The 17,174-nt window shown below is 65.0% G+C and carries 18 protein-coding genes; 10 read left to right on the plus strand and 8 right to left on the minus strand.

Annotated features, from left to right (window positions below; genetic code table 11):
- Positions 1 to 372: 372 nt before the first annotated feature.
- The 4 genes from WN73_RS33250 to WN73_RS33265 are packed head-to-tail and all read left to right on the plus strand — an operon-like array spanning position 373 to position 2,463.
- Entirely contained in the window at positions 373 to 834 is a 462-nt protein-coding gene (locus WN73_RS33250; RefSeq protein ID WP_028170845.1) for a tellurite resistance TerB family protein, read from the plus strand.
- 2 nt (positions 835 to 836) lie between these two features.
- The gene (locus WN73_RS33255; RefSeq protein ID WP_060911534.1) at positions 837 to 1,199 is read left to right on the plus strand and encodes a hypothetical protein; all 363 of its coding nucleotides are present in this window, start codon (positions 837 to 839) and stop codon (positions 1,197 to 1,199) included.
- Positions 1,196 to 1,834, plus strand: a complete 639-nt coding sequence (locus WN73_RS33260) for a TerC family protein (protein ID WP_060911535.1) — start codon at positions 1,196 to 1,198, stop codon at positions 1,832 to 1,834. Before WN73_RS33255 ends, WN73_RS33260 begins: the two co-directional genes overlap by 4 nt.
- 47 nt (positions 1,835 to 1,881) lie before the next feature.
- Complete coding sequence (locus WN73_RS33265; protein WP_271556372.1) at positions 1,882 to 2,463, plus strand: TIGR00645 family protein; 582 nt, start codon at positions 1,882 to 1,884, stop codon at positions 2,461 to 2,463.
- 101 nt (positions 2,464 to 2,564) lie between these two features.
- Here the strand turns inward: WN73_RS33265 and WN73_RS33270 are convergent, their stop codons facing one another.
- Both WN73_RS33270 and WN73_RS33275 read right to left on the minus strand, forming a co-directional pair.
- The gene (locus WN73_RS33270; RefSeq protein WP_271556374.1) at positions 2,565 to 3,533 is read right to left on the minus strand and encodes an AraC family transcriptional regulator; all 969 of its coding nucleotides are present in this window, start codon (positions 3,531 to 3,533) and stop codon (positions 2,565 to 2,567) included.
- Positions 3,534 to 3,695: 162 nt separating this feature from the next.
- A complete protein-coding gene (locus WN73_RS33275) occupies positions 3,696 to 4,634 on the minus strand; it encodes a LysR substrate-binding domain-containing protein (protein WP_028170847.1) in 939 nt (312 codons plus the stop codon).
- A 162-nt stretch (positions 4,635 to 4,796) separates the two neighbouring features.
- Here WN73_RS33275 and WN73_RS33280 point away from each other — a divergent pair, with 162 nt between their 5' ends.
- The gene (locus WN73_RS33280) at positions 4,797 to 5,375 is read left to right on the plus strand and encodes a hypothetical protein (RefSeq protein ID WP_271556377.1); all 579 of its coding nucleotides are present in this window, start codon (positions 4,797 to 4,799) and stop codon (positions 5,373 to 5,375) included.
- 51 nt (positions 5,376 to 5,426) lie between these two features.
- On the opposite strand, the gene WN73_RS33285 is transcribed toward WN73_RS33280, so the two are convergent.
- Positions 5,427 to 6,509 (minus strand): substrate-binding domain-containing protein, encoded by a 1,083-nt coding sequence (locus WN73_RS33285; protein ID WP_271556379.1) that lies wholly within the window; start codon positions 6,507 to 6,509, stop codon positions 5,427 to 5,429.
- Positions 6,510 to 6,623: 114 nt separating this feature from the next.
- On the opposite strand from WN73_RS33285, the gene WN73_RS33290 reads away from it, so the two are divergent.
- On the plus strand, positions 6,624 to 8,108 hold the full coding sequence (locus WN73_RS33290) for an aldehyde dehydrogenase family protein (RefSeq protein WP_271556807.1): 1,485 nt from the start codon (positions 6,624 to 6,626) through the stop codon (positions 8,106 to 8,108).
- 201 nt (positions 8,109 to 8,309) lie between these two features.
- Positions 8,310 to 8,573, plus strand: a complete 264-nt coding sequence (locus WN73_RS33295) for a hypothetical protein (protein WP_271556381.1) — start codon at positions 8,310 to 8,312, stop codon at positions 8,571 to 8,573.
- Between the two features lie 119 nt (positions 8,574 to 8,692).
- Here WN73_RS33295 and WN73_RS33300 read toward each other — a convergent pair whose 3' ends face one another.
- Positions 8,693 to 9,589 carry an alpha/beta hydrolase family protein gene (locus tag WN73_RS33300; RefSeq protein WP_271556383.1) on the minus strand — a complete coding sequence of 299 codons (897 nt, stop codon included), beginning with the start codon at positions 9,587 to 9,589 and terminating at the stop codon, positions 8,693 to 8,695.
- 181 nt (positions 9,590 to 9,770) lie between these two features.
- Here WN73_RS33300 and WN73_RS33305 point away from each other — a divergent pair, with 181 nt between their 5' ends.
- The 3 genes from WN73_RS33305 (at position 9,771) to WN73_RS33315 (ending at position 13,380) form a co-directional block, all read left to right on the plus strand.
- Complete coding sequence (locus tag WN73_RS33305) at positions 9,771 to 11,159, plus strand: class II 3-deoxy-7-phosphoheptulonate synthase (protein WP_028170853.1); 1,389 nt, start codon at positions 9,771 to 9,773, stop codon at positions 11,157 to 11,159.
- Between the two features lie 4 nt (positions 11,160 to 11,163).
- Positions 11,164 to 11,517 carry a diacylglycerol kinase gene (locus WN73_RS33310; RefSeq protein ID WP_027544511.1) on the plus strand — a complete coding sequence of 118 codons (354 nt, stop codon included), beginning with the start codon at positions 11,164 to 11,166 and terminating at the stop codon, positions 11,515 to 11,517.
- 105 nt (positions 11,518 to 11,622) lie between these two features.
- Positions 11,623 to 13,380 (plus strand): NAD+ synthase, encoded by a 1,758-nt coding sequence (locus WN73_RS33315; protein WP_028170854.1) that lies wholly within the window; start codon positions 11,623 to 11,625, stop codon positions 13,378 to 13,380.
- Between the two features lie 120 nt (positions 13,381 to 13,500).
- Here the strand turns inward: WN73_RS33315 and WN73_RS33320 are convergent, their stop codons facing one another.
- From WN73_RS33320 to WN73_RS33335, 4 genes are read right to left on the minus strand one after another with little or no spacing between them, the layout of a single operon-like run.
- Positions 13,501 to 13,893: a cytochrome C oxidase subunit IV family protein gene (locus WN73_RS33320; RefSeq protein ID WP_028170855.1), complete on the minus strand. Its 393-nt coding sequence runs from the start codon at positions 13,891 to 13,893 to the stop codon at positions 13,501 to 13,503.
- A gap of 9 nt (positions 13,894 to 13,902) precedes the next feature.
- Positions 13,903 to 14,625 carry a heme-copper oxidase subunit III family protein gene (locus tag WN73_RS33325; RefSeq protein WP_039184281.1) on the minus strand — a complete coding sequence of 241 codons (723 nt, stop codon included), beginning with the start codon at positions 14,623 to 14,625 and terminating at the stop codon, positions 13,903 to 13,905.
- A gap of 15 nt (positions 14,626 to 14,640) precedes the next feature.
- Complete coding sequence (locus tag WN73_RS33330) at positions 14,641 to 15,348, minus strand: cytochrome c oxidase subunit 3 (protein ID WP_271556387.1); 708 nt, start codon at positions 15,346 to 15,348, stop codon at positions 14,641 to 14,643.
- On the minus strand, positions 15,345 to 17,120 hold the full coding sequence (locus WN73_RS33335; protein WP_271556389.1) for a cbb3-type cytochrome c oxidase subunit I: 1,776 nt from the start codon (positions 17,118 to 17,120) through the stop codon (positions 15,345 to 15,347). The genes WN73_RS33330 and WN73_RS33335 overlap by 4 nt, the downstream gene beginning before the upstream one ends.
- Between the last annotated feature and the right edge of the window lie 54 nt (positions 17,121 to 17,174).

Consider the following 17,174-nt stretch of genomic DNA (forward strand, 5'->3'; position numbering starts at 1 on the left):
ACCATGTCCCCGAACACCCGTCAGTCATGTCTCCGGGCTAAACACTGCGCTCGCAATGACGGTGTGGATGCAGCGCGTCCTGGACACGCGCACCACTGCTTAACCAAACATGGCAACACGGAACCGATGCGGCGGCTGGTCGCAGTCTCATCGCCTTGATTCCGACAGACCCATCTTTATGTCTGAGGCGAACAAGAATCCGGGCCCCTCTGGCGAGGCCGCCGACAAATGTCGGCAAACCTCGTGATGTCGGATGACCTGTCCCGCGCGAATGCGATGGATCGGCCGATCGTCGGGTCTTCTCTGTTCCCTCCGACCCAATCGTCCCCATCGCAGCTCCGCGCGGCCATTTCGCAACGTTGAGGAGCATCGATGTCTGACGCCAAGTACTCAAACCCGATCGAACTCGAGATTGCCGAACCGTCCAGCCTCAACGAGCAGGCAGCGGCGGCGCTGATCATCGCCGGTGCGCTTGTCGCGGTGGCCGACCGGCGCGTCTCGCCGGTCGAGCGCGACGAGGTGATCCGTTTCATCAGGGATCGCGGACTGGCGCCGCATATCGGCGACGACCGATTGTTCGCGATGTTCGACGAGCTGGCGGAACGGCTCGAGGAGCCGGACTTTGCCAATGTGGTGATCGACACGCTGCGCCCGGTCTCGAACATGTCGCTCTCGTCCCATCTGATGGAGCTGTCGGAGCGCGTTGCGGCCGCGGACGAGGACGTGCATCCCCATGAGGTGCAGGCGATCAAGCTGCTGCGGCTGCTGACGCTGGTGTTGCCGCGCGCCAAGCAGGTCGGACCGGGTGCGGCAGGCCCCGTCCCAAAGGAGTGAGCATGAGCGCGGCATCGGACGAGCATACGACCCGAACCGAGGGCACCACGGGCCAGATGGCCGGCGGTGACCCGCGCCTCGACAGGCTCGTCCATCGCCTGCCGCCGCGCGTGGGCGACACCGTCACCTATCTGCTCAAGCCGTCCAGCCGCTGGGTGAGAATCCCCTCGGGCGCGCTGCTCGTCGTCGGCGGCGTGCTCTCCATCCTGCCGGTGCTCGGCATCTGGATGCTGCCGCTCGGCCTCGCGCTGCTTGCCGAGGACGTGCCGGCGCTGCGCTCGTCCCGGTCGAAGGTGTTCGACTGGATCGAACGCCGCAAGCCGCAATGGCTCGAACCGTCCGCATCGAAGAATGATCAATCATGATTGAATTCATCACCGCCGACGCGCTGACCGCGCTGCTTCAGGTCGTCCTGATCGACCTCGTGCTCGCCGGCGACAACGCCGTCGTCATCGGCCTTGCCGCTGCCGGGCTGCCGGCCGAGCAGCGCCGGCGCGCCATCGTCGTCGGTATTGTCGCGGCGACTGCGCTCCGGATCGCCTTTGCCGGCGTCGCGACCCAGATCTTGCAGGTGATCGGCCTCCTGCTCGCCGGCGGCGTGCTGCTGCTCTGGGTGTGCTGGAAGATGTGGCGCGAACTGCGCGAGCAGGCCGCGCATAGAAGCGGGCTTGCGTTCAGCCATGGCGGCGGCGGAAGCGCGGCATCGGCACCGCGCAAGACCTTCGGCCAGGCCGCGTTGCAGATCGTCGCGGCCGACGTCTCGATGTCGCTCGACAACGTGCTCGCGGTCGCGGGCGCGGCGCGCGAGCATCCCTACATCCTGGCCTTCGGCCTGCTGCTGTCGGTCGCGATGATGGGTGTGGCCGCCGATCTGCTCGGCCGCGTGCTCCAGAAGCAGCGCTGGATCGCCTATGTCGGCCTCGCCATCATCGTTTACGTCGCCTTCGAGATGATCTATCGCGGCTCGCTCGAGCTCGCGCCGGTCATCGCGAGTCTCTGAGGCCGAATCTCTTGGGCGACATCTCTTGCCTGCACTCGGAGTGATCAATGATTTCTGAACCCAAAGCACCTTCGGCCGCGCCTTCGCTGCCGCAAATCGGCCCGTTCGCCCAGCTGATCTTTGGCTCGCGCTGGCTGCAGGTGCCGCTCTATGTCGGCCTCATCATCGCACAGGGCGTCTACGTGCTGCTGTTCCTCAAGGAGCTCTGGCACCTGGTCGTGCACTCCTTTGACGCCAGCGAACAGCAGATCATGCTGGTCGTGCTCGGACTGATCGACGTCGTCATGATCTCGAACCTGCTGGTGATGGTTATCGTCGGCGGCTACGAGACCTTCGTCTCGCGGCTGAACCTGAGCGGCCATCCCGACGAGCCGGAATGGCTCAGTCACGTCAACGCCAGCGTGCTCAAGATCAAGCTTGCGATGGCGATCATCGGCATCTCCTCGATCTCGCTGCTTCGGACCTTCATCGAGGCCGGAAATCTCGGAACCACGCGCAGCAATTTCACCGAGACCGGCGTGATGTGGCAGGTGCTGATCCACCTGACCTTCATCATCTCGGCGATCGGCATTGCCTGGGTCGATCGCCTGAGCGAGAGCGGACACCGCAAGGAAGCGGGGCACGGCTGAGCGCCTGGCGGGCCGAGATCGAGGTCGGCGAGGGGCGGCGAGGCGGTTTCGCTTGCGCGGAGCGAGCTGCTCGCGATCGCGCGATTTTGACCGGAGAAATCTCAGAGGTGCGGACTGTCGTCCGCAAAATCGCGGGCCTGCGCCAGCGTCCCGGACGGCATCTCGCCGAACGTCGTCCTGTAGAGTTTCGAGAATTCGCCCATGTGCCAGAAGCCGTTCGCGAGCGCCGCGGCCTTCACGGTCATTCCGTCACCTCCGGTCAGGAGCTGCGTGCGGGTCGACCACAGCCGCTTCAGCCTGAGATGGTGATGCAGGCTGACGCCATGCACCGCCTGTGTCGCGCTCTGGAGCGTGCGGACGGAGACGCCGAGCGCATTTGCGAGGTCGCCGCTGTAGAGCGGGATGCCGCCGGACAGCGTGGCCGCCTCGTCCAGCCGCGCGACCAGCTTGCGATGCTTGTCGAACGATCCGCGCCGGCGGTCTTGCGCGTCGACGGGGGCAAGGGCGGCATCGAGGCCCGCGAGAAGCCTTTCCTGGATCGGCCGGTCGATGGCTTCGAATTGCCTGGGATCGTTGCAGCGCGAGGCCAGGCAGAACACGTCGAGAATCGCGGCGCGCAGGCCCGCCATCGTGTCGCCGCTGAGACGCGTGAATTCGAGCCCGGTCTCGTAGTCCGCCCAGCCGCGATGGCGCATGTCGGAGTTGAAGCGCAGCATCAGATAGGTGTTGGCGTGATGCTCGACCGCCTCGGTGGGCACCTTGCCGCGCACGATTCCGATCATCGAATTGTCGATCTCGCGGCCGTTGGCGGTGAAATGACAGGCGAGCGGGATGACGAGGCCGACGCCGTGATCGGTGCCGATGTTGGCCTGAAGGCGCCGGGCGAAGGTCCGCTGGAGCACGAACAGACCATCCTGGAGCGGCAGGATGGCGCGGTGCAGCGAGAACTCGCGCGGCTCGAGCGGTGTGCTGATGCCGCCGCCCAGCACCTCGCTTGGACGAAAGGACTCGAAGTCGCTGTAGCGCTCGATGCCCAGGACTCGCGACGGCTTGAGCCAACGTACCGGCATCTCGGATCCCAGTGATCTCAGGCGTTCGGCGTGTGCCGGCGCGTCCTCGACCTCGCGCGCGCGACATCGGCCGGAAATGTTGCCGGAGCAACCGTGCTTCAGGCAAGTCCGCAAGACCACGGGGCGCGCGGTCGCCTCCAAGCTGGCCCGTTTGCCGAGATGTCACGCCGTCTGCGGATAGGCCGCGTTCTCGCGCCGCTCGCGGTCGCCCAGTTCGCGCACCAGTTCCTGGAGAAAGGACTCGGTGTAGGCGGGCAGGGTGCGCTCGGCGCGAACATAGATGCCGAGGTCGGACCAGACCGGGCTGCCGGCATTGTCGAGCGGCAGGAAGACGAGCTGGCTCTCGCGCGACAGCCGGCCGATGCCAAGCTGGGTCTGGAAGGCGACGCCGACGCCGCGTGCGGCAAGCTCGCGCATCAGGTCGATCGAATTGGCCTGGATCGCCGGCTCCGGCGTCTCGGAGAGCTGTGCGATCAGCGGCTGGAGCAGATGATAGATCGACAACTCCGGCAGCGCATTGATGACGGGGAAGGCGAGGCATTGCTCCAGCGTCACCGTCTTGCGGCGCGCCAGCGGATGCTCGCGCGATACCACCGCGCCGAGACGGAACCGCTTCAAGGCGACCTGGCGCAGGTCCGGCGGATGGCGGAGCGCCATGGCGATGCCGATGTCGGCCTCGCCGCGGCTCAGGGCCTCGAGCACGTCCGACGATCCTTTCACCTCGGTGGTGAAGCTGACGCGGCGGGCGCGGCCGCGGTGCGAGGCGATCAGGTCCGGCAGCACCGATTCCGTCAGCGACTCGATGCAGGCGATGCTGACGGTGCCGCGCCAGTTGCCGGACAGGGACGCGACGTCCGAGCGGAAGCGGTCGAGGTCCTGGAGCACGTTCATGACATGCCGGGCCAGCATCTCGCCGACCGTCGTCAGCGTCAGGCCGCGCGCAGTGCGCTCGAACAGGGGGGATCCAACCTCTTGCTCGAGCTTGAGAATCTGGCGGCTGACCGCCGAGGAGGCAACGTTCAGGACGCGCGCCGCGGCCCGGATCGAGCCGGTGCGGCGGACGGCGTGGAAGTACTGGATGGCCGGTGAGTGAAATCGCATGGGTCCCCCGGCACGAACTATAGCCGTTGCCGAAACGGCATCAACATGTACGAAATTCTCTGCTTTTCGAGAGCGCTGGTCCCCCCTAGGTTCGCCGCCGGCTCGGCCGGGTCCCAAAGAGGGCCGCCGGGCCTGCGCAACGACGCGCCAGGGGATTTCGGGGTGAACGAGAACATCGCTTGCGAGCTGGAGCACGAGCCGGACACCCGTCTGGTCGATCGCCGTCGGGCGGCCGCCTATGTCGGCGTGACCGCCGGCCGTTTCGAGCAATTGGTGCGCGACAGCGTCGTGCCGCCGCCGGTCATGGTGGACAACAAGCGGCGCTGGCCGATGGCATTGCTCGATGTCGCCAAGGACGCGGTCGTCGGCAGCGTGCCGCGCCTTCCGCCGGTCATGGCCGATGTCGCGACGGAGGCGCGCCCTTGCGAGCGCGACCTGGCGCCGGCCTCGCACGAACTGCCCGACCAGGCGTGGTTCGAGCAACGCGCGCGGTTCGTGCAGCGCGTCCGCCGCTCGCTGCTCTCGGGCAACGAGATCCGCCTCCTGCGCGAGTTCAAGCTGCTCAAGCAGAACCAGATCAGCATGTTCGGCTACTACGGCAGTTTCGAAGCGCTGATGGTGCGCGGCTACATCGTCGAGATCGACCGCAAGCCGCCGTCGAGCCGTCCGCTTGTGACCTATCGCCTGACCGACCGCGGCGAGCAGGTGGTGTCGGCGCTCAAGGACGAGCCGGTCGTTTGACCGGGCGCGTAGCGGCAGTCCGCCAGGGTAAGGGCGAGCCTCGGCCGTTCATCAGCGCACGGCGTGCATCTCCAGAAACGCCTTCACGCCGGTGACCGCGCCGGTGTCGGACGGAACGTAACCGGGCAGGCTGGCGACGGCGGCACGAAACTCGGCGCTGCGCATGATATCGAGGATGCGCTGCATCGGCTCGGTGTCGAGGAAGGCGCGTTTGCAGACGAAGAAGTAATCCTCGGTCACGATGCGAATGAAATCGAGGCCGAAGTGGCGAGCGGCCGCCTCGACGCCGAAACTCGCATCCGCCATGCCGCTCGCGACATAGGCGGCGACCGCGGCGTGGGTGAACTCGATCTGCTGCGCGCCGTTGATGCGGCTTTCGTCGATGCTGTGTGCGGCGAGCAACTGGTCGAACAGAAGGCGCGTGCCGGAATCATGGTCGCGGTTGACGAAGCGGACCTTTGGCCTGGTCAGGTCCTCGATCGTTTCGATGCCAAGCGGATTGCCGCGCGCGACCATCAGCCCCATCTCGCGCGTGACGAAGCTGATGACGCGGTCCTCGCGCGGATCGAGCCATTCGCGCGCCGCCTTGATGCCTTGCGCCCGCAGCGCGCCGTGCGGCAGATGCAGGCCGGAGAGATCGCAGGCGCCCTGCGCCAGCGAGACCAGCGAATGCTGGTTGCTGACATAGCGCAGGTCGACGCCGATGCCGGGCTCGCGGTCGAGGAATTCGCGCAGCTTCGCCACCGCAAAGCCGTGGCTGGCGTGCACGCGGATCACCGAGGGGCGCTGCTCGAGGAACGGCTTGATCTCGCTTGCCAGCTCCTGTGCCAGGTTTTCCAGCTGCGGCCCGAGCCGGGCCTGCATGCGTTCGCCGGCCCATACCAGCCGCTCGCCGAACGGCGTGAGCCTGGAGCCCTTGCCGCGCTGGGTCTCGACCAGCGGCGTGCCGAAGAACTCCGACCATTGCTCGATCAGATTCCAGACGTGCCGGTAGGAGAGGTGCGCGTCGGCGGCCGCGCTCGTGATCTTTCCGGTCTTCCGGATTTCGTTGAGAACGCCGAGCATGACCACCGCCGTGCGCGGACTGCCCTCCTGGCGAAACCGCCAAACTGCCTCGATCTCGATCTGGAGCATGAAACGACCTTATGAAGTGGAGTTCATATGGTGAGTGAGCCATAGGCACACGATATCATATTTACTGCGGCAATCTCTGTCCTAATCTGGCATACCAGAACAGAAGGAAATATGATGTCAGTTGCATATGACTTTGCGCATTCGCCAGCCAGCGAGTTCATGGCCCGGCCGCAGCATCTGCTCATCGACGGCCGCCGCGTCCCCGCGAGCTCCGGCCGCACCTTCAAATCGCTCAATCCGGCGACCGGGCAGGTCATCGCCACGGTCGCCGAAGGCAACGAGGCCGATGTCGACCATGCGGTAGCGGCCGCGCGCCGGGCGTTCGAGGGCCCGTGGCGCACGATGCGCGCCTCCGAGCGCGGCCAGATCCTGCTGCGCTGGGCTGAGCTGCTCAAGGCAAACGCCGAAGAAATCATCGAGCTCGAGTCGATCGATGCCGGCAAGCCGATCTCCGCGACGCTGCGTCAGGACTTCCCGGCTGCCATCGACACGCTGATCTATTACGCCGGTTGGGCCGACAAGATCAGCGGCGACGTCGTGCCGGTGCGTGACGATGCCCTGACCTACACCGTGCGCGAGCCGGTCGGCGTGGTCGCGGCCATCGTGCCGTGGAATTTCCCGCTGATGATCGGGATGTGGAAGCTGGCGCCGGCGCTGGCCTGCGGCTGCACGGTCGTGATGAAGCCGGCCGAGCTGACCTCGCTGTCGGCGCTGCGCATCGCCGAGCTCGCGCTTCAGGCCGGCCTGCCGGCAGGCGTCTTCAACGTCGTCACGGGCCCCGGCCGCGTCGTCGGCGACGCGCTGGTCAATCACCCTGACGTCGACAAGGTCACCTTCACCGGTTCGCCGGGCGTGGGTCGTGGAATCATGAAAGGCGCGGCCGGCAATTTCAAGCGCGTCTCGCTCGAGCTCGGCGGCAAATCGGCCAATGTCATCTTCGAAGATGCCGATCTCGAAGCAGCCTCGAAAGCCGCGGCCTCCGGCATCTTCTTCAACGCCGGCCAGGTGTGCTCGGCCGGCTCCCGCGTGCTAGTGCAGGAGAAGGCCTATGACGAAGTCGTCGAGCGTCTCGCTGCACGCGCAAAATCGCTGAAGATCGGCGATCCGCTCGACCGCAAGACCGCGCTCGGGCCTGTCATCTCCGAGAAGCAGATGAAGTCGATCCTCGACTATGTCGATATCGGCCAGAAGGAGGGTGCCACCCTCGTCACCGGCGGGACGCGGGTCGGCGAGCGCGGCTACTTCATCGGCCCCGCGGTGTTCGCGAATGTCGAACACGAGATGCGGATCTCGCAGGAGGAGATCTTCGGCCCCGTCGTCAGCGTCATCAAGTTCAGGGATGAGGCCGATGCCTTGCGGATCGCCAACGGCACCGCCTACAGCCTCGCCGCCGGCGTCTGGAGCCGCGACATCGGCAAGCTCCAGCGTTTTGCCAAGCGGGCGCGCGCAGGCACGGTCTGGATGAACACCTATGGCTATACCGACGTGCGCCTGCCGTGGGGCGGCGAACGCGACTCCGGGCTCGGCCGCGAGCACGGCGCCGCCGCGCTCGACAATTTCACCGAGCCGAAGGCGGTGTGGATGAACTTAGCCGTCTGATTTGGCCGTCTGATACCTCCCGAGCGGCCAAGCCTGGAGCCCGCCTGATCGTTCGGTCAGGCGGGCTCTCTTTTTCGAGATCGATAAAATTGTCTGCATCCCGCTCAGCGGCGGCAAACCCTGCGAACAAGAAGCACGGCGCCTTAAACCTGAGCTTTGGAACCAATGCGCATCCTGTCCGCAAAAGGGCAGGGCATCAGCATGTCAATTCTCAAGGAGATCATCGCTGCGGTCGCGGGAGTCTACGCGCTCCTGTTCGTCTGCGACGCAGTGTTCGGGGTCGGCGAGGCGCGCTTCGACGACGCCTATTACAGCGCCAGCTTCTACGCGCCGCGGCCAAAGGAATTCCGTTTCGCCGGCGATACGCCGCCGGCCGTCCGCGTCAGCGATGCCTTCGCGCAGTTCGCGCCGGGTGAAGCCAGGCCGAACAGGCGCTACTCGTCGCTGACCACGATCATTCGCTGACGCATGATGAAATGAGGCTCGGTCGGCTTGCTCGGGTTTACCTCTCCCTTCGGGAGAGGTGATCGGAGCTCGAGGCTCGCATCTGTGCAACCAAACTCATCGCACTTAAGTGCTGATACTCACTCGCCCTGGATCCATTCCGCCACGCCGCGCCACAGCGTGTCGCGGTGTTCGGGGCGGAAGAAGCCGAAATGGCCTATTCCCTTGGCCCCGACGTCGGACGGCTTCACCGTCAACACCTCCGGCTTGGTCGCCGTGAATCCGCCTGTAAGCAACTCGACCGCGGGCCGCGTCGCCCAGGGATCGTCGGAGAAGCACAGCGCGCGCAACTCGCCCTTGAATTTTGCGAAATTCTCCAGCGCGGGCAGTTTTGAATCGAAGAGATAGCGCGGGCTCGAGACCCAGTCGGCCCATTGCAGGAACACGCCCTTGGGCAAATCCTCGCCAATGCCGGCCCAGCCCGGCGCGTAGCCGAACGCGTGGGCGAGCGGCACGCCAATGAGGTTCATGAAGGCGAAGACGCGGTATTTCTCCGGTGAGGTCATCAGCCGCCAGGTCGCCGCCTGCGAGGCGACGAACGCGGCGCGCGAGATGTCGGTGTTGTTCGCGATCAGCCCGAGCGCCTGGCCGCCGAAGGAGTGGCCGATATAGGCGAGCGGCAGCGTGTTGTAGCGCTCGCGCATCCAGCTCACCGCGGCGGTGACGTCGAGCGCCGCCCAGTCCGACATCGAGGCCTTGAAGCCGACCAGCGATTTCGGCTGGTTGTAGCCGACCATTGCCGGCAGCCGGGAGTCGCCGATGCCGCGATAGTCGTAGGTCAGCACCGCGCAGCCGCGATGGGCGAGGTAGGAGGCAAAGCCGCGATAGATTTTTCGCGGGACGGCGGTGGCCGAATTGATCAGGACGGCATTGCGCTTGGCGGCGCGCGGCAGGAACAGGGTGCCGCTCAGCGCATACCCGTCGGTCGCCGGGAAGCTGATCTCGTCGATGAAAACGTCGTCGCGCGCCGCGTCCATGGGCCGCCGGTGTCCTGCCAGTTTCCTTAGCCTTCCCAAGCAAATGCGAATTTGGCTTTCCCTGCAAGGGTTTGCAGTGCGGAATGGATTTACAACTGGCGGCCGGGAGCCAGCCTGTGTATAAGGCGGCCCTCGCAACCCACAGATCAGGTTGTGCTTTTTGCTTCACGGAGAGATTGCGATGTCCGAGCGGTGGACGCCCGAGTCCTGGCGCAGCAAGCCGGTGCTACAGGTGCCCGATTATCCCGACGCCAAGGCTTTGGCCGACGTCGAGGCGCAGCTTGCGACTTTTCCGCCGCTGGTGTTCGCGGGCGAGGCGCGCAATCTGAAGAAGGCCTTGGGCCGCGTTGCGGCGGGCGAGGCCTTCCTGCTCCAGGGCGGCGACTGCGCCGAGAGCTTTGCCGAGCACGGCGCCAACAACATCCGCGACTTCTTCCGCGTGCTGCTCCAGATGGCGGTGGTGCTGACCTATGCCGGCGCAGTGCCCGTGGTGAAGGTCGGCCGCATCGCTGGCCAGTTCGCCAAGCCGCGCTCCTCGCCGACCGAAAAGGTGGGCGGCGTCGAGTTGCCGAGCTATCGTGGCGACATCGTCAACGACATCGCCTTCACCAAGGAAGCGCGTGTGCCGGATCCGCAGCGCCAACTGATGGCCTATCGCCAGTCGGCGGCGACGCTGAACCTGCTTCGCGCCTTCGCTACCGGTGGCTACGCCAATCTCGGCAGCGTGCATGAGTGGATGCTCGGCTTCCTCAAGGACTCGCCGCAGTCCCGCCGCTACAAGGAGCTGGCCGACCGCATCTCGGACGCGCTCAACTTCATGCGCGCCTGCGGCCTCGATCTGGAGAGCCATCCGGAGCTGCGCGCGACCGATTTCTACACCAGCCACGAAGCGCTGCTGCTCGGCTACGAGCAGGCCATGACCCGCGTCGATTCCACCACCGGCGACTGGTACGCGACATCGGGCCACATGATCTGGATCGGCGATCGCACCCGCCAGCTCGACCACGGCCATATCGAATATTTCCGCGGCATCAAGAATCCGATCGGGCTGAAGTGCGGCCCGTCGCTCAAGCCCGACGAATTGCTGAAGCTGATCGACGTGCTCAACCCCGACAACGAGCCGGGCCGGCTGACGCTGATCGGCCGCTTCGGCTCCGACAAGGTCGGCGAGCACCTGCCGAACATGATCCGCGCCGTGAAGCGCGAGGGCAGGGTGGTGGTCTGGTCGTGCGATCCCATGCACGGCAACACCATCACCTCGACGTCGGGCTACAAGACGCGGCCGTTCGACCGCATCCTGTCCGAGGTGAAGTCGTTCTTCGCGATCCACGCCGCCGAAGGCACCCATGCCGGCGGCGTGCATCTGGAGATGACCGGCCAGGACGTCACCGAATGCCTCGGCGGCGCCCGCGCGATCACGGACGAGGATCTCAACGACCGCTATCACACGGTCTGCGACCCGCGCCTCAATGCCGAGCAGTCCATCGACATGGCTTTCCTGGTCGCCGAACTGCTCAAGCAAGAACGCGCCGGCAAGGCCAGGCCGATGCCGGTCGCCGCGGGGCTCTAAGACCTTGCTGCGGATCTGGAAGGCCACGATCAATTCGCGCAACGGTCTGGCCTTTGCACTTCGATCGGAGCAGGCGGTTCGCGAGGAGATCTTTGCGCTCCTGCTGTCGCTGCCGCTGGCCTGGTTCATCGGCGCGACCGCGATGCGCGCGGTCGAGCTGGTCTGTGCTGTGGCGTTCGTGCTGGTGGTCGAGCTGCTCAACACAGCGGTGGAAAAGCTCGCCGATCGCCTGACCCTGGATCACGACAAGCAGATCGGGCAGGTCAAGGACATGGGCTCGGCGGCCGTCGGCGTCGCGCTGCTGATGGCCGGCGCGTTCTGGATCTTTGCCATCGTCGAGCGGTTGGGTTTCGTCTGAAGCGCTCATCGCGCTTCAGGTTGTTGTTTGAGCATGATCTCTTCGGAAAACCGTTCCACACTTTTCCGGATCGTGCTCTAGCCATTGGATCGGACGGGGGCGGCCATGACCGAACGTCTCAACGCATTCGCGGTCACGCTCGCTCAGCTCAATCCGACCGTGGGCGACGTCGAGGGCAATGCCGCCAGGGCGCGGGCCGCGCGCGTGCGGGCGGCTGCCGATGGCGCCGATCTCGTGCTGTTTCCGGAATTGTTCATCGCCGGCTACCCGCCGGAGGACCTGGTGCAGAAGCCGGCCTTCCAGGCCGCCTGCCGGGCCGCGATCGAAAGCCTCGCGCGCGAGACAGCCGATGACGGGCCGGCGATGCTCGTCGGCACGCCCTGGGTCGAGGACGGCAAGCTCTACAATGCCTGCGCGCTGCTCGACGGCGGCCGCATCGCTGGCTTGCGCTTCAAATGCAATCTGCCGAATTACGGCGTGTTCGATGAGAAGCGGCTGTTCGCGCGCGGGCCTGCCGCGGGGCCGGTCACGGTACGCGGCGTGCGCATCGGCGTGCCGATCTGCGAGGACATCTGGCTGGATGAGTCTGAGGACTACGAGAACGTGGTCGAGACGCTGGCCGAGACCGGCGCGGAGATCATTCTGGTGCCGAACGGCTCGCCTTACGCCCGCGACAAGAACGACGTGCGCCTGTCGGTCGCGGTCGCGCGCGTCACCGAGAGCGGCCTGCCGCTGGTCTATCTCAACCAGGTCTGCGGCCAGGACGAGCTGGTGTTCGACGGCGCCTCGTTCGCGCTCAACGGCGATCTCTCGCTCGCGGCGCAACTGCCGGCGTTCGCGGAAAGCATCACCACGCTGCGCTTCACGCGTAACGGCGAGGATTGGCGCTGCGCCGGGCCGATCGCCGCGCAGCCGGAAGGCGACCACGCCGACTACGCGGCCTGCGTGCTGGGCCTGCGCGACTACGTCGCCAAGAACGGCTTTCCCGGCGTGCTGCTCGGCATTTCCGGCGGCATCGATTCCGCGCTCTGCGCAGCGATCGCGGTCGACGCGCTCGGCGCCGACCAGGTGCATGGGGTGATGCTGCCCTATCGCTACACGGCGGCAAGCTCGATCGCGGACGCCGGCGAGCTCGCGGGCCATCTCGGCATTCGCTACGAGGTCCTGCCGATCGCAGAAGCCGTGACCGGCTTCGAGACTATCCTGTCCGGCATCTTCAAGAACCTGCCGCCTGACATCACCGAGGAAAACCTTCAGGCCCGCACCCGCGGCACGCTGCTGATGGCGATCTCCAACAAGACCGGGCTGATGGTGGTGACGACAGGCAACAAGTCGGAGATGTCGGTCGGCTACGCCACGCTCTATGGCGACATGAACGGCGGCTTCAACCCGATCAAGGACATCTACAAGACGCAGGTGTTCCGGTTGGCGGCGCTGCGCAATTCCTGGAAGCCCGACAGCGCGCTCGGGCCGGCCGGCGAGGTCATTCCCCCCGACATCATTACCCGTCCGCCGACGGCGGAATTGCGCGAGAACCAGACCGATCAGGACTCGCTGCCGCCCTACGACGTGCTCGATGCCATCCTCGAGCGCCTCGTCGAACGCGAGGAGCCGCTGGACCAGATCATCGCCGCCGGCTTCGACCGCGAGACGGTCACCCGCATCGACCATCTCCTCAACGTCGCCGAATACAAGCGCCGCCAGGCCGCGCCCGGCGTGAAGGTCACGCCCAGGAATTTCGGCCGCGACCGCCGCTATCCCATCACCAACCGCTTTCGCGACAGGGGCGAGCCGCTGCCCGCGCCGGACGACACGTTGGTCTCGCGCGACAACGGCAGATCTGCGGACGCGTTTGAGGGGTAGGGGAATCCGACTCCTGCCGCGAGTACTGGATGCCCCGTCGGAGCCTGTCATCGGGCTCGCCGGAGGCGAGACCCGGTGGCGGGGCATGACAGTGGAGCGAGGTGCGAACTCACATGAGCGCTACGACGGTGTTGCGAAGAACAGCACCCGAAGCAAGTGCGTGTATTCGGACTCGAGCACCATGATCGCCACGAATACCAGCACCAGAACCGGCGGTAGCAGGATGGCATAGGCCAAGGCCAGTCGCTCCCAGGCCATGTGCATGAAGACGGCGACGATGAGACCGGCCTTCAACACCATGAACAGCAGGATCAGCGACCATCTGAGATTGCCGTGCAGCCCGAAATAGTCGACGAGGTAGGAGCAGGTGCTGAGAACGAACAGCCATGCCCAGACCACGAGATAGAGCTTGATCGGGTGCTGCTGGCCCTTGGTGTGAGCCGCCGCTGGAGCGGCTGCGGCGTGCACATGAGCCTGGATCTGTCCTTCCATGTGTACCGTGGCGTTTGTCATGTGCCGACCTCACCAAAGGTAGAAAAAGGCAAAGATGAACACCCACACGAGGTCGACGAAGTGCCAGTACAGGCCGGTGATCTCGACGATCTCGTAGTAACCCTTCCGGCTCGTGAAGAAGCCGCGTCTTTCGACATCAAAGTCTCCCCGCCAGACCTTGCGCGCGATCGCGATCAGGAAGATGACGCCGATCGTCACATGGGTGCCGTGGAAACCGGTGATCATGAAGAAGCTTGAACCGAACTGCGCCGCGCCCCACGGATTGCCCCAGGGACGGACGCCCTCCATGATCAGTTTGGTCCATTCGAAGGCCTGCATGCTGACGAACGTCGCGCCGAATGCCGCCGTGACCAGCATCAGGATCGCGGTCCTGACGCGATCCCTGCGGTAGCCGAAATTGACGGCCATCGCCATCGTCCCGCTGCTGCTGATCAGGATGAAGGTCATGATGGCGATCAGGATGAGCGGGATGTGCTTGCCCCCGATATTGAGGGCAAAGACTTCGCTGGGATTGGGCCACGGCACGGTCGTCGACATCCGTGCGGTCATGTAGGACAGCAGGAAGCAACTGAAGATGAAGGTGTCGCTGAGGAGGAAGATCCACATCATGGCCTTGCCCCAGGACACGTTCTTGAAGGCGCGCTGATCCGACGCCCAGTCGGCGGCGATACCCTGCCAGCCTTCAAGCCGGGCAGGCACTTGTCCGGTGTCTCTCAGCGCGGTCTCGGCCATCTCGTCTCGTCCTTCCTAGCTCAGCAATTGGCGACAGATGTCGACGAAATCGTCTGTCCAGCCCGTCAAGAGACCGAGCAGGACCAGCCACACCAGCAGCAGGAAATGCCAGTAGATGGTGCACAGCTCCACACTCAGGCGCATCTCGGCCGTCCCGGTGTCGTGCCGCCATACCCCCGCTGTGGTTCGGCCGAGCGCAACCAGGCCGCCAGTCAGATGCAGCCCGTGCACCGCGGTGATCACGTAGAAGAAGGCATTGGCCGGATTGGACGCCATGAAATAGCCGGCGTCGCTCAGTTGATGCCATGCCAGGAGCTGCCCCGCGAGAAACGCGATCGCCGACGCTCCGCCGGCGAGCAGGCCGACGATGACGCCGTCGATGTCGTTCCGGCGTGCGGCCATGAGGGCCCATTGCAGCGCGACGCTGCTCAGGACCAGCACGCCCGTGTTGAACCACAGCACCTTTGGCACCGGCATTGTCCGCCAGTCCACCATGTTCATGCGCATGGAGTAGGCGCTGATGAACAGCGCGAACAACGAACCGGCAACAGCGAGAAACACGCCAAGTCCGACCTTCGCTGCCGGCCAGGTCATGGCGTCCGTGCCGGGGAAATCATCGATCGGACCTGCCTCCAGCCACGGTTTCGCAGTCAGCCGTTGCTGCGAGAGCCACCATCCGACGATGACGGCGATCACGGCCAGGAACAGGATAACGGCGCTCACGGAGCAACTCCCTGAACGGCCCCCGTCGGGGGCGGCTGGTTCTGCGGAATGAAGTCCTGCGCCGCGCCCGGCACGCTGTAATCATAGGCCCAGCGATAGACGATCGGGAGCTGCTTGCCCCAGTTGCCGTGCCCCGGCGGCGTCTCCGGCGTTTGCCACTCCAGCGTCGTCGCTCGCCACGGATTGCCGCCCGAAGGCTTGCCCTCGAACAGGCTCCAGACAAGATTGAACAGGAACACCATCTGGGCGAAACCCACCGTCAGCGCCACCACGGTGATAAAGGCGTTCAGCGAGTGGGCCGACGGCGGGATGAACGCCGCGTCGCCGAGTTCGAAGTATCGGCGCGGAACGCCGAGCAGCCCGAGATAATGCATGGGAAAGAAGATCAGGTAGGCGCCGAGGAACGTAACCCAGAAGTGGAACTTGCCCAGCACGTCGTTCAGCATTCGCCCCGTGACCTTCGGGTACCAGTGGTAGATCGCCCCGAGCACGACCATGATTGGCGCGACGCCCATCACCATGTGGAAATGCGCGACGACGAACATGGTATCCGACAGGGGCACGTCCACGACGACGTTGCCGAGGAACAGTCCGGTAAGCCCGCCATTCACAAAAGTGATGATGAAGCCGAGGGCGAACAGCATCGGCACCGTGAGATGGATGTCGCCATGCCAGAGGGTCAGCACCCAGTTGTAGACCTTGATGGCGGTCGGGATGGCGATGATCAGCGTCGTCGTGGCGAAGAAGAACCCGAAATACGGGTACATGCCGCTTACATACATGTGGTGCGCCCACACGACGAAGCTGAGCGCTCCAATCGCCACGATGGCCCAGACCATCATGCGATAACCGAAGATGTTCTTTCGCGCATGCGTGCTGATGAGGTCGGAGACGATGCCGAAGGCGGGCAGGGCGACGATGTAGACTTCGGGGTGACCGAAGAACCAGAACAGGTGCTGGAACAGGAGCGGGCTGCCGCCGCCATATTTGCTCAGCTGGCCCATCTCGACGAGGGTCGGCATGAAGAAGCTGGTCCCCAGCAGACGATCGAGCAGCAACATCACCGAGCCAACGAACAACGCGGGGAATGCCAGCAGCGCCATGACGGTGGCCGTGAAGATGCCCCACACCGTCAGCGGCAGGCGCATCAGCGTCATGCCGCGGGTGCGCGCCTGCAGCACGGTCACCACATAATTCAGCCCACCCATGGTGAAGCCGATGATGAACAGAATCAGGGAGGACAGCATGAGGACGATGCCCCAATCCTGTCCGGGCGTGCCCGACAGAATCGCCTGTGGCGGATACAGCGTCCAGCCGGCGCCGGTGGGGCCGCCGGGCACGAAGAAGGCCGAGGCCAGCACCAGGACTGCGAGCAGGTAGACCCAGTAGCTCAGCATGTTCACATAGGGAAAGACCATGTCCCGTGCGCCAACCATCAGCGGGATCAGGTAATTGCCGAAGCCTCCGAGAAACAACGCCGTGAGCAGGTAGATCACCATGATCATGCCGTGCATGGTGATGAACTGGAGGTACTGGTTGGCATCGATAAAGGAGAATGTGCCGGGAAATCCCAGTTGCAGTCGCATCAGCCACGACAGGACCAGGGCCACCAGTCCGATGGCGGAGGCTGTCAGCGAGTACTGTATGGCGATCACCTTGGCGTCTTGCGAAAAGACATACCGCGTCCACCAGCTCCTGGGATGGTAGAGCTCGACATCGGGCACTTCGGCAGGCGGAATGTCTGCAATCCTGTCATAGGGGACATCGACCATAGAGCACCTCCTCGGTCGTTTCCTTCGGGGGCGATCAGCTCGTCTTCACGCGCC

The sequence above is a fragment of the Bradyrhizobium sp. CCBAU 45394 genome (assembly GCF_028128655.1).
In the GTDB taxonomy this organism is placed as follows: Bacteria; Pseudomonadota; Alphaproteobacteria; order Rhizobiales; family Xanthobacteraceae; genus Bradyrhizobium; species Bradyrhizobium diazoefficiens.

What these genes read in the sequence shown, in the direction of transcription:
- WN73_RS33325 (WP_039184281.1), bottom strand. Translation starts at nt 14,625, where the DNA reads ATGGCCGAGACCGCGCTGAGAGACACCGGACAAGTGCCTGCCCGGCTT.
- WN73_RS33290 (WP_271556807.1), top strand. Translation starts at nt 6,624, where the DNA reads ATGTCAGTTGCATATGACTTTGCGCATTCGCCAGCCAGCGAGTTCATG.
- WN73_RS33285 (WP_271556379.1), bottom strand. Translation starts at nt 6,509, where the DNA reads ATGCTCCAGATCGAGATCGAGGCAGTTTGGCGGTTTCGCCAGGAGGGC.
- WN73_RS33260 (WP_060911535.1), top strand. Translation starts at nt 1,196, where the DNA reads ATGATTGAATTCATCACCGCCGACGCGCTGACCGCGCTGCTTCAGGTC.
- WN73_RS33270 (WP_271556374.1), bottom strand. Translation starts at nt 3,533, where the DNA reads ATGCCGGTACGTTGGCTCAAGCCGTCGCGAGTCCTGGGCATCGAGCGC.
- WN73_RS33295 (WP_271556381.1), top strand. Translation starts at nt 8,310, where the DNA reads ATGTCAATTCTCAAGGAGATCATCGCTGCGGTCGCGGGAGTCTACGCG.
- WN73_RS33300 (WP_271556383.1), bottom strand. Translation starts at nt 9,589, where the DNA reads ATGGACGCGGCGCGCGACGACGTTTTCATCGACGAGATCAGCTTCCCG.
- WN73_RS33305 (WP_028170853.1), top strand. Translation starts at nt 9,771, where the DNA reads ATGTCCGAGCGGTGGACGCCCGAGTCCTGGCGCAGCAAGCCGGTGCTA.
- WN73_RS33275 (WP_028170847.1), bottom strand. Translation starts at nt 4,634, where the DNA reads ATGCGATTTCACTCACCGGCCATCCAGTACTTCCACGCCGTCCGCCGC.
- WN73_RS33250 (WP_028170845.1), top strand. Translation starts at nt 373, where the DNA reads ATGTCTGACGCCAAGTACTCAAACCCGATCGAACTCGAGATTGCCGAA.
- WN73_RS33265 (WP_271556372.1), top strand. Translation starts at nt 1,882, where the DNA reads ATGATTTCTGAACCCAAAGCACCTTCGGCCGCGCCTTCGCTGCCGCAA.
- WN73_RS33315 (WP_028170854.1), top strand. Translation starts at nt 11,623, where the DNA reads ATGACCGAACGTCTCAACGCATTCGCGGTCACGCTCGCTCAGCTCAAT.
- WN73_RS33255 (WP_060911534.1), top strand. Translation starts at nt 837, where the DNA reads ATGAGCGCGGCATCGGACGAGCATACGACCCGAACCGAGGGCACCACG.
- WN73_RS33335 (WP_271556389.1), bottom strand. Translation starts at nt 17,120, where the DNA reads ATGGTCGATGTCCCCTATGACAGGATTGCAGACATTCCGCCTGCCGAA.
- WN73_RS33320 (WP_028170855.1), bottom strand. Translation starts at nt 13,893, where the DNA reads ATGACAAACGCCACGGTACACATGGAAGGACAGATCCAGGCTCATGTG.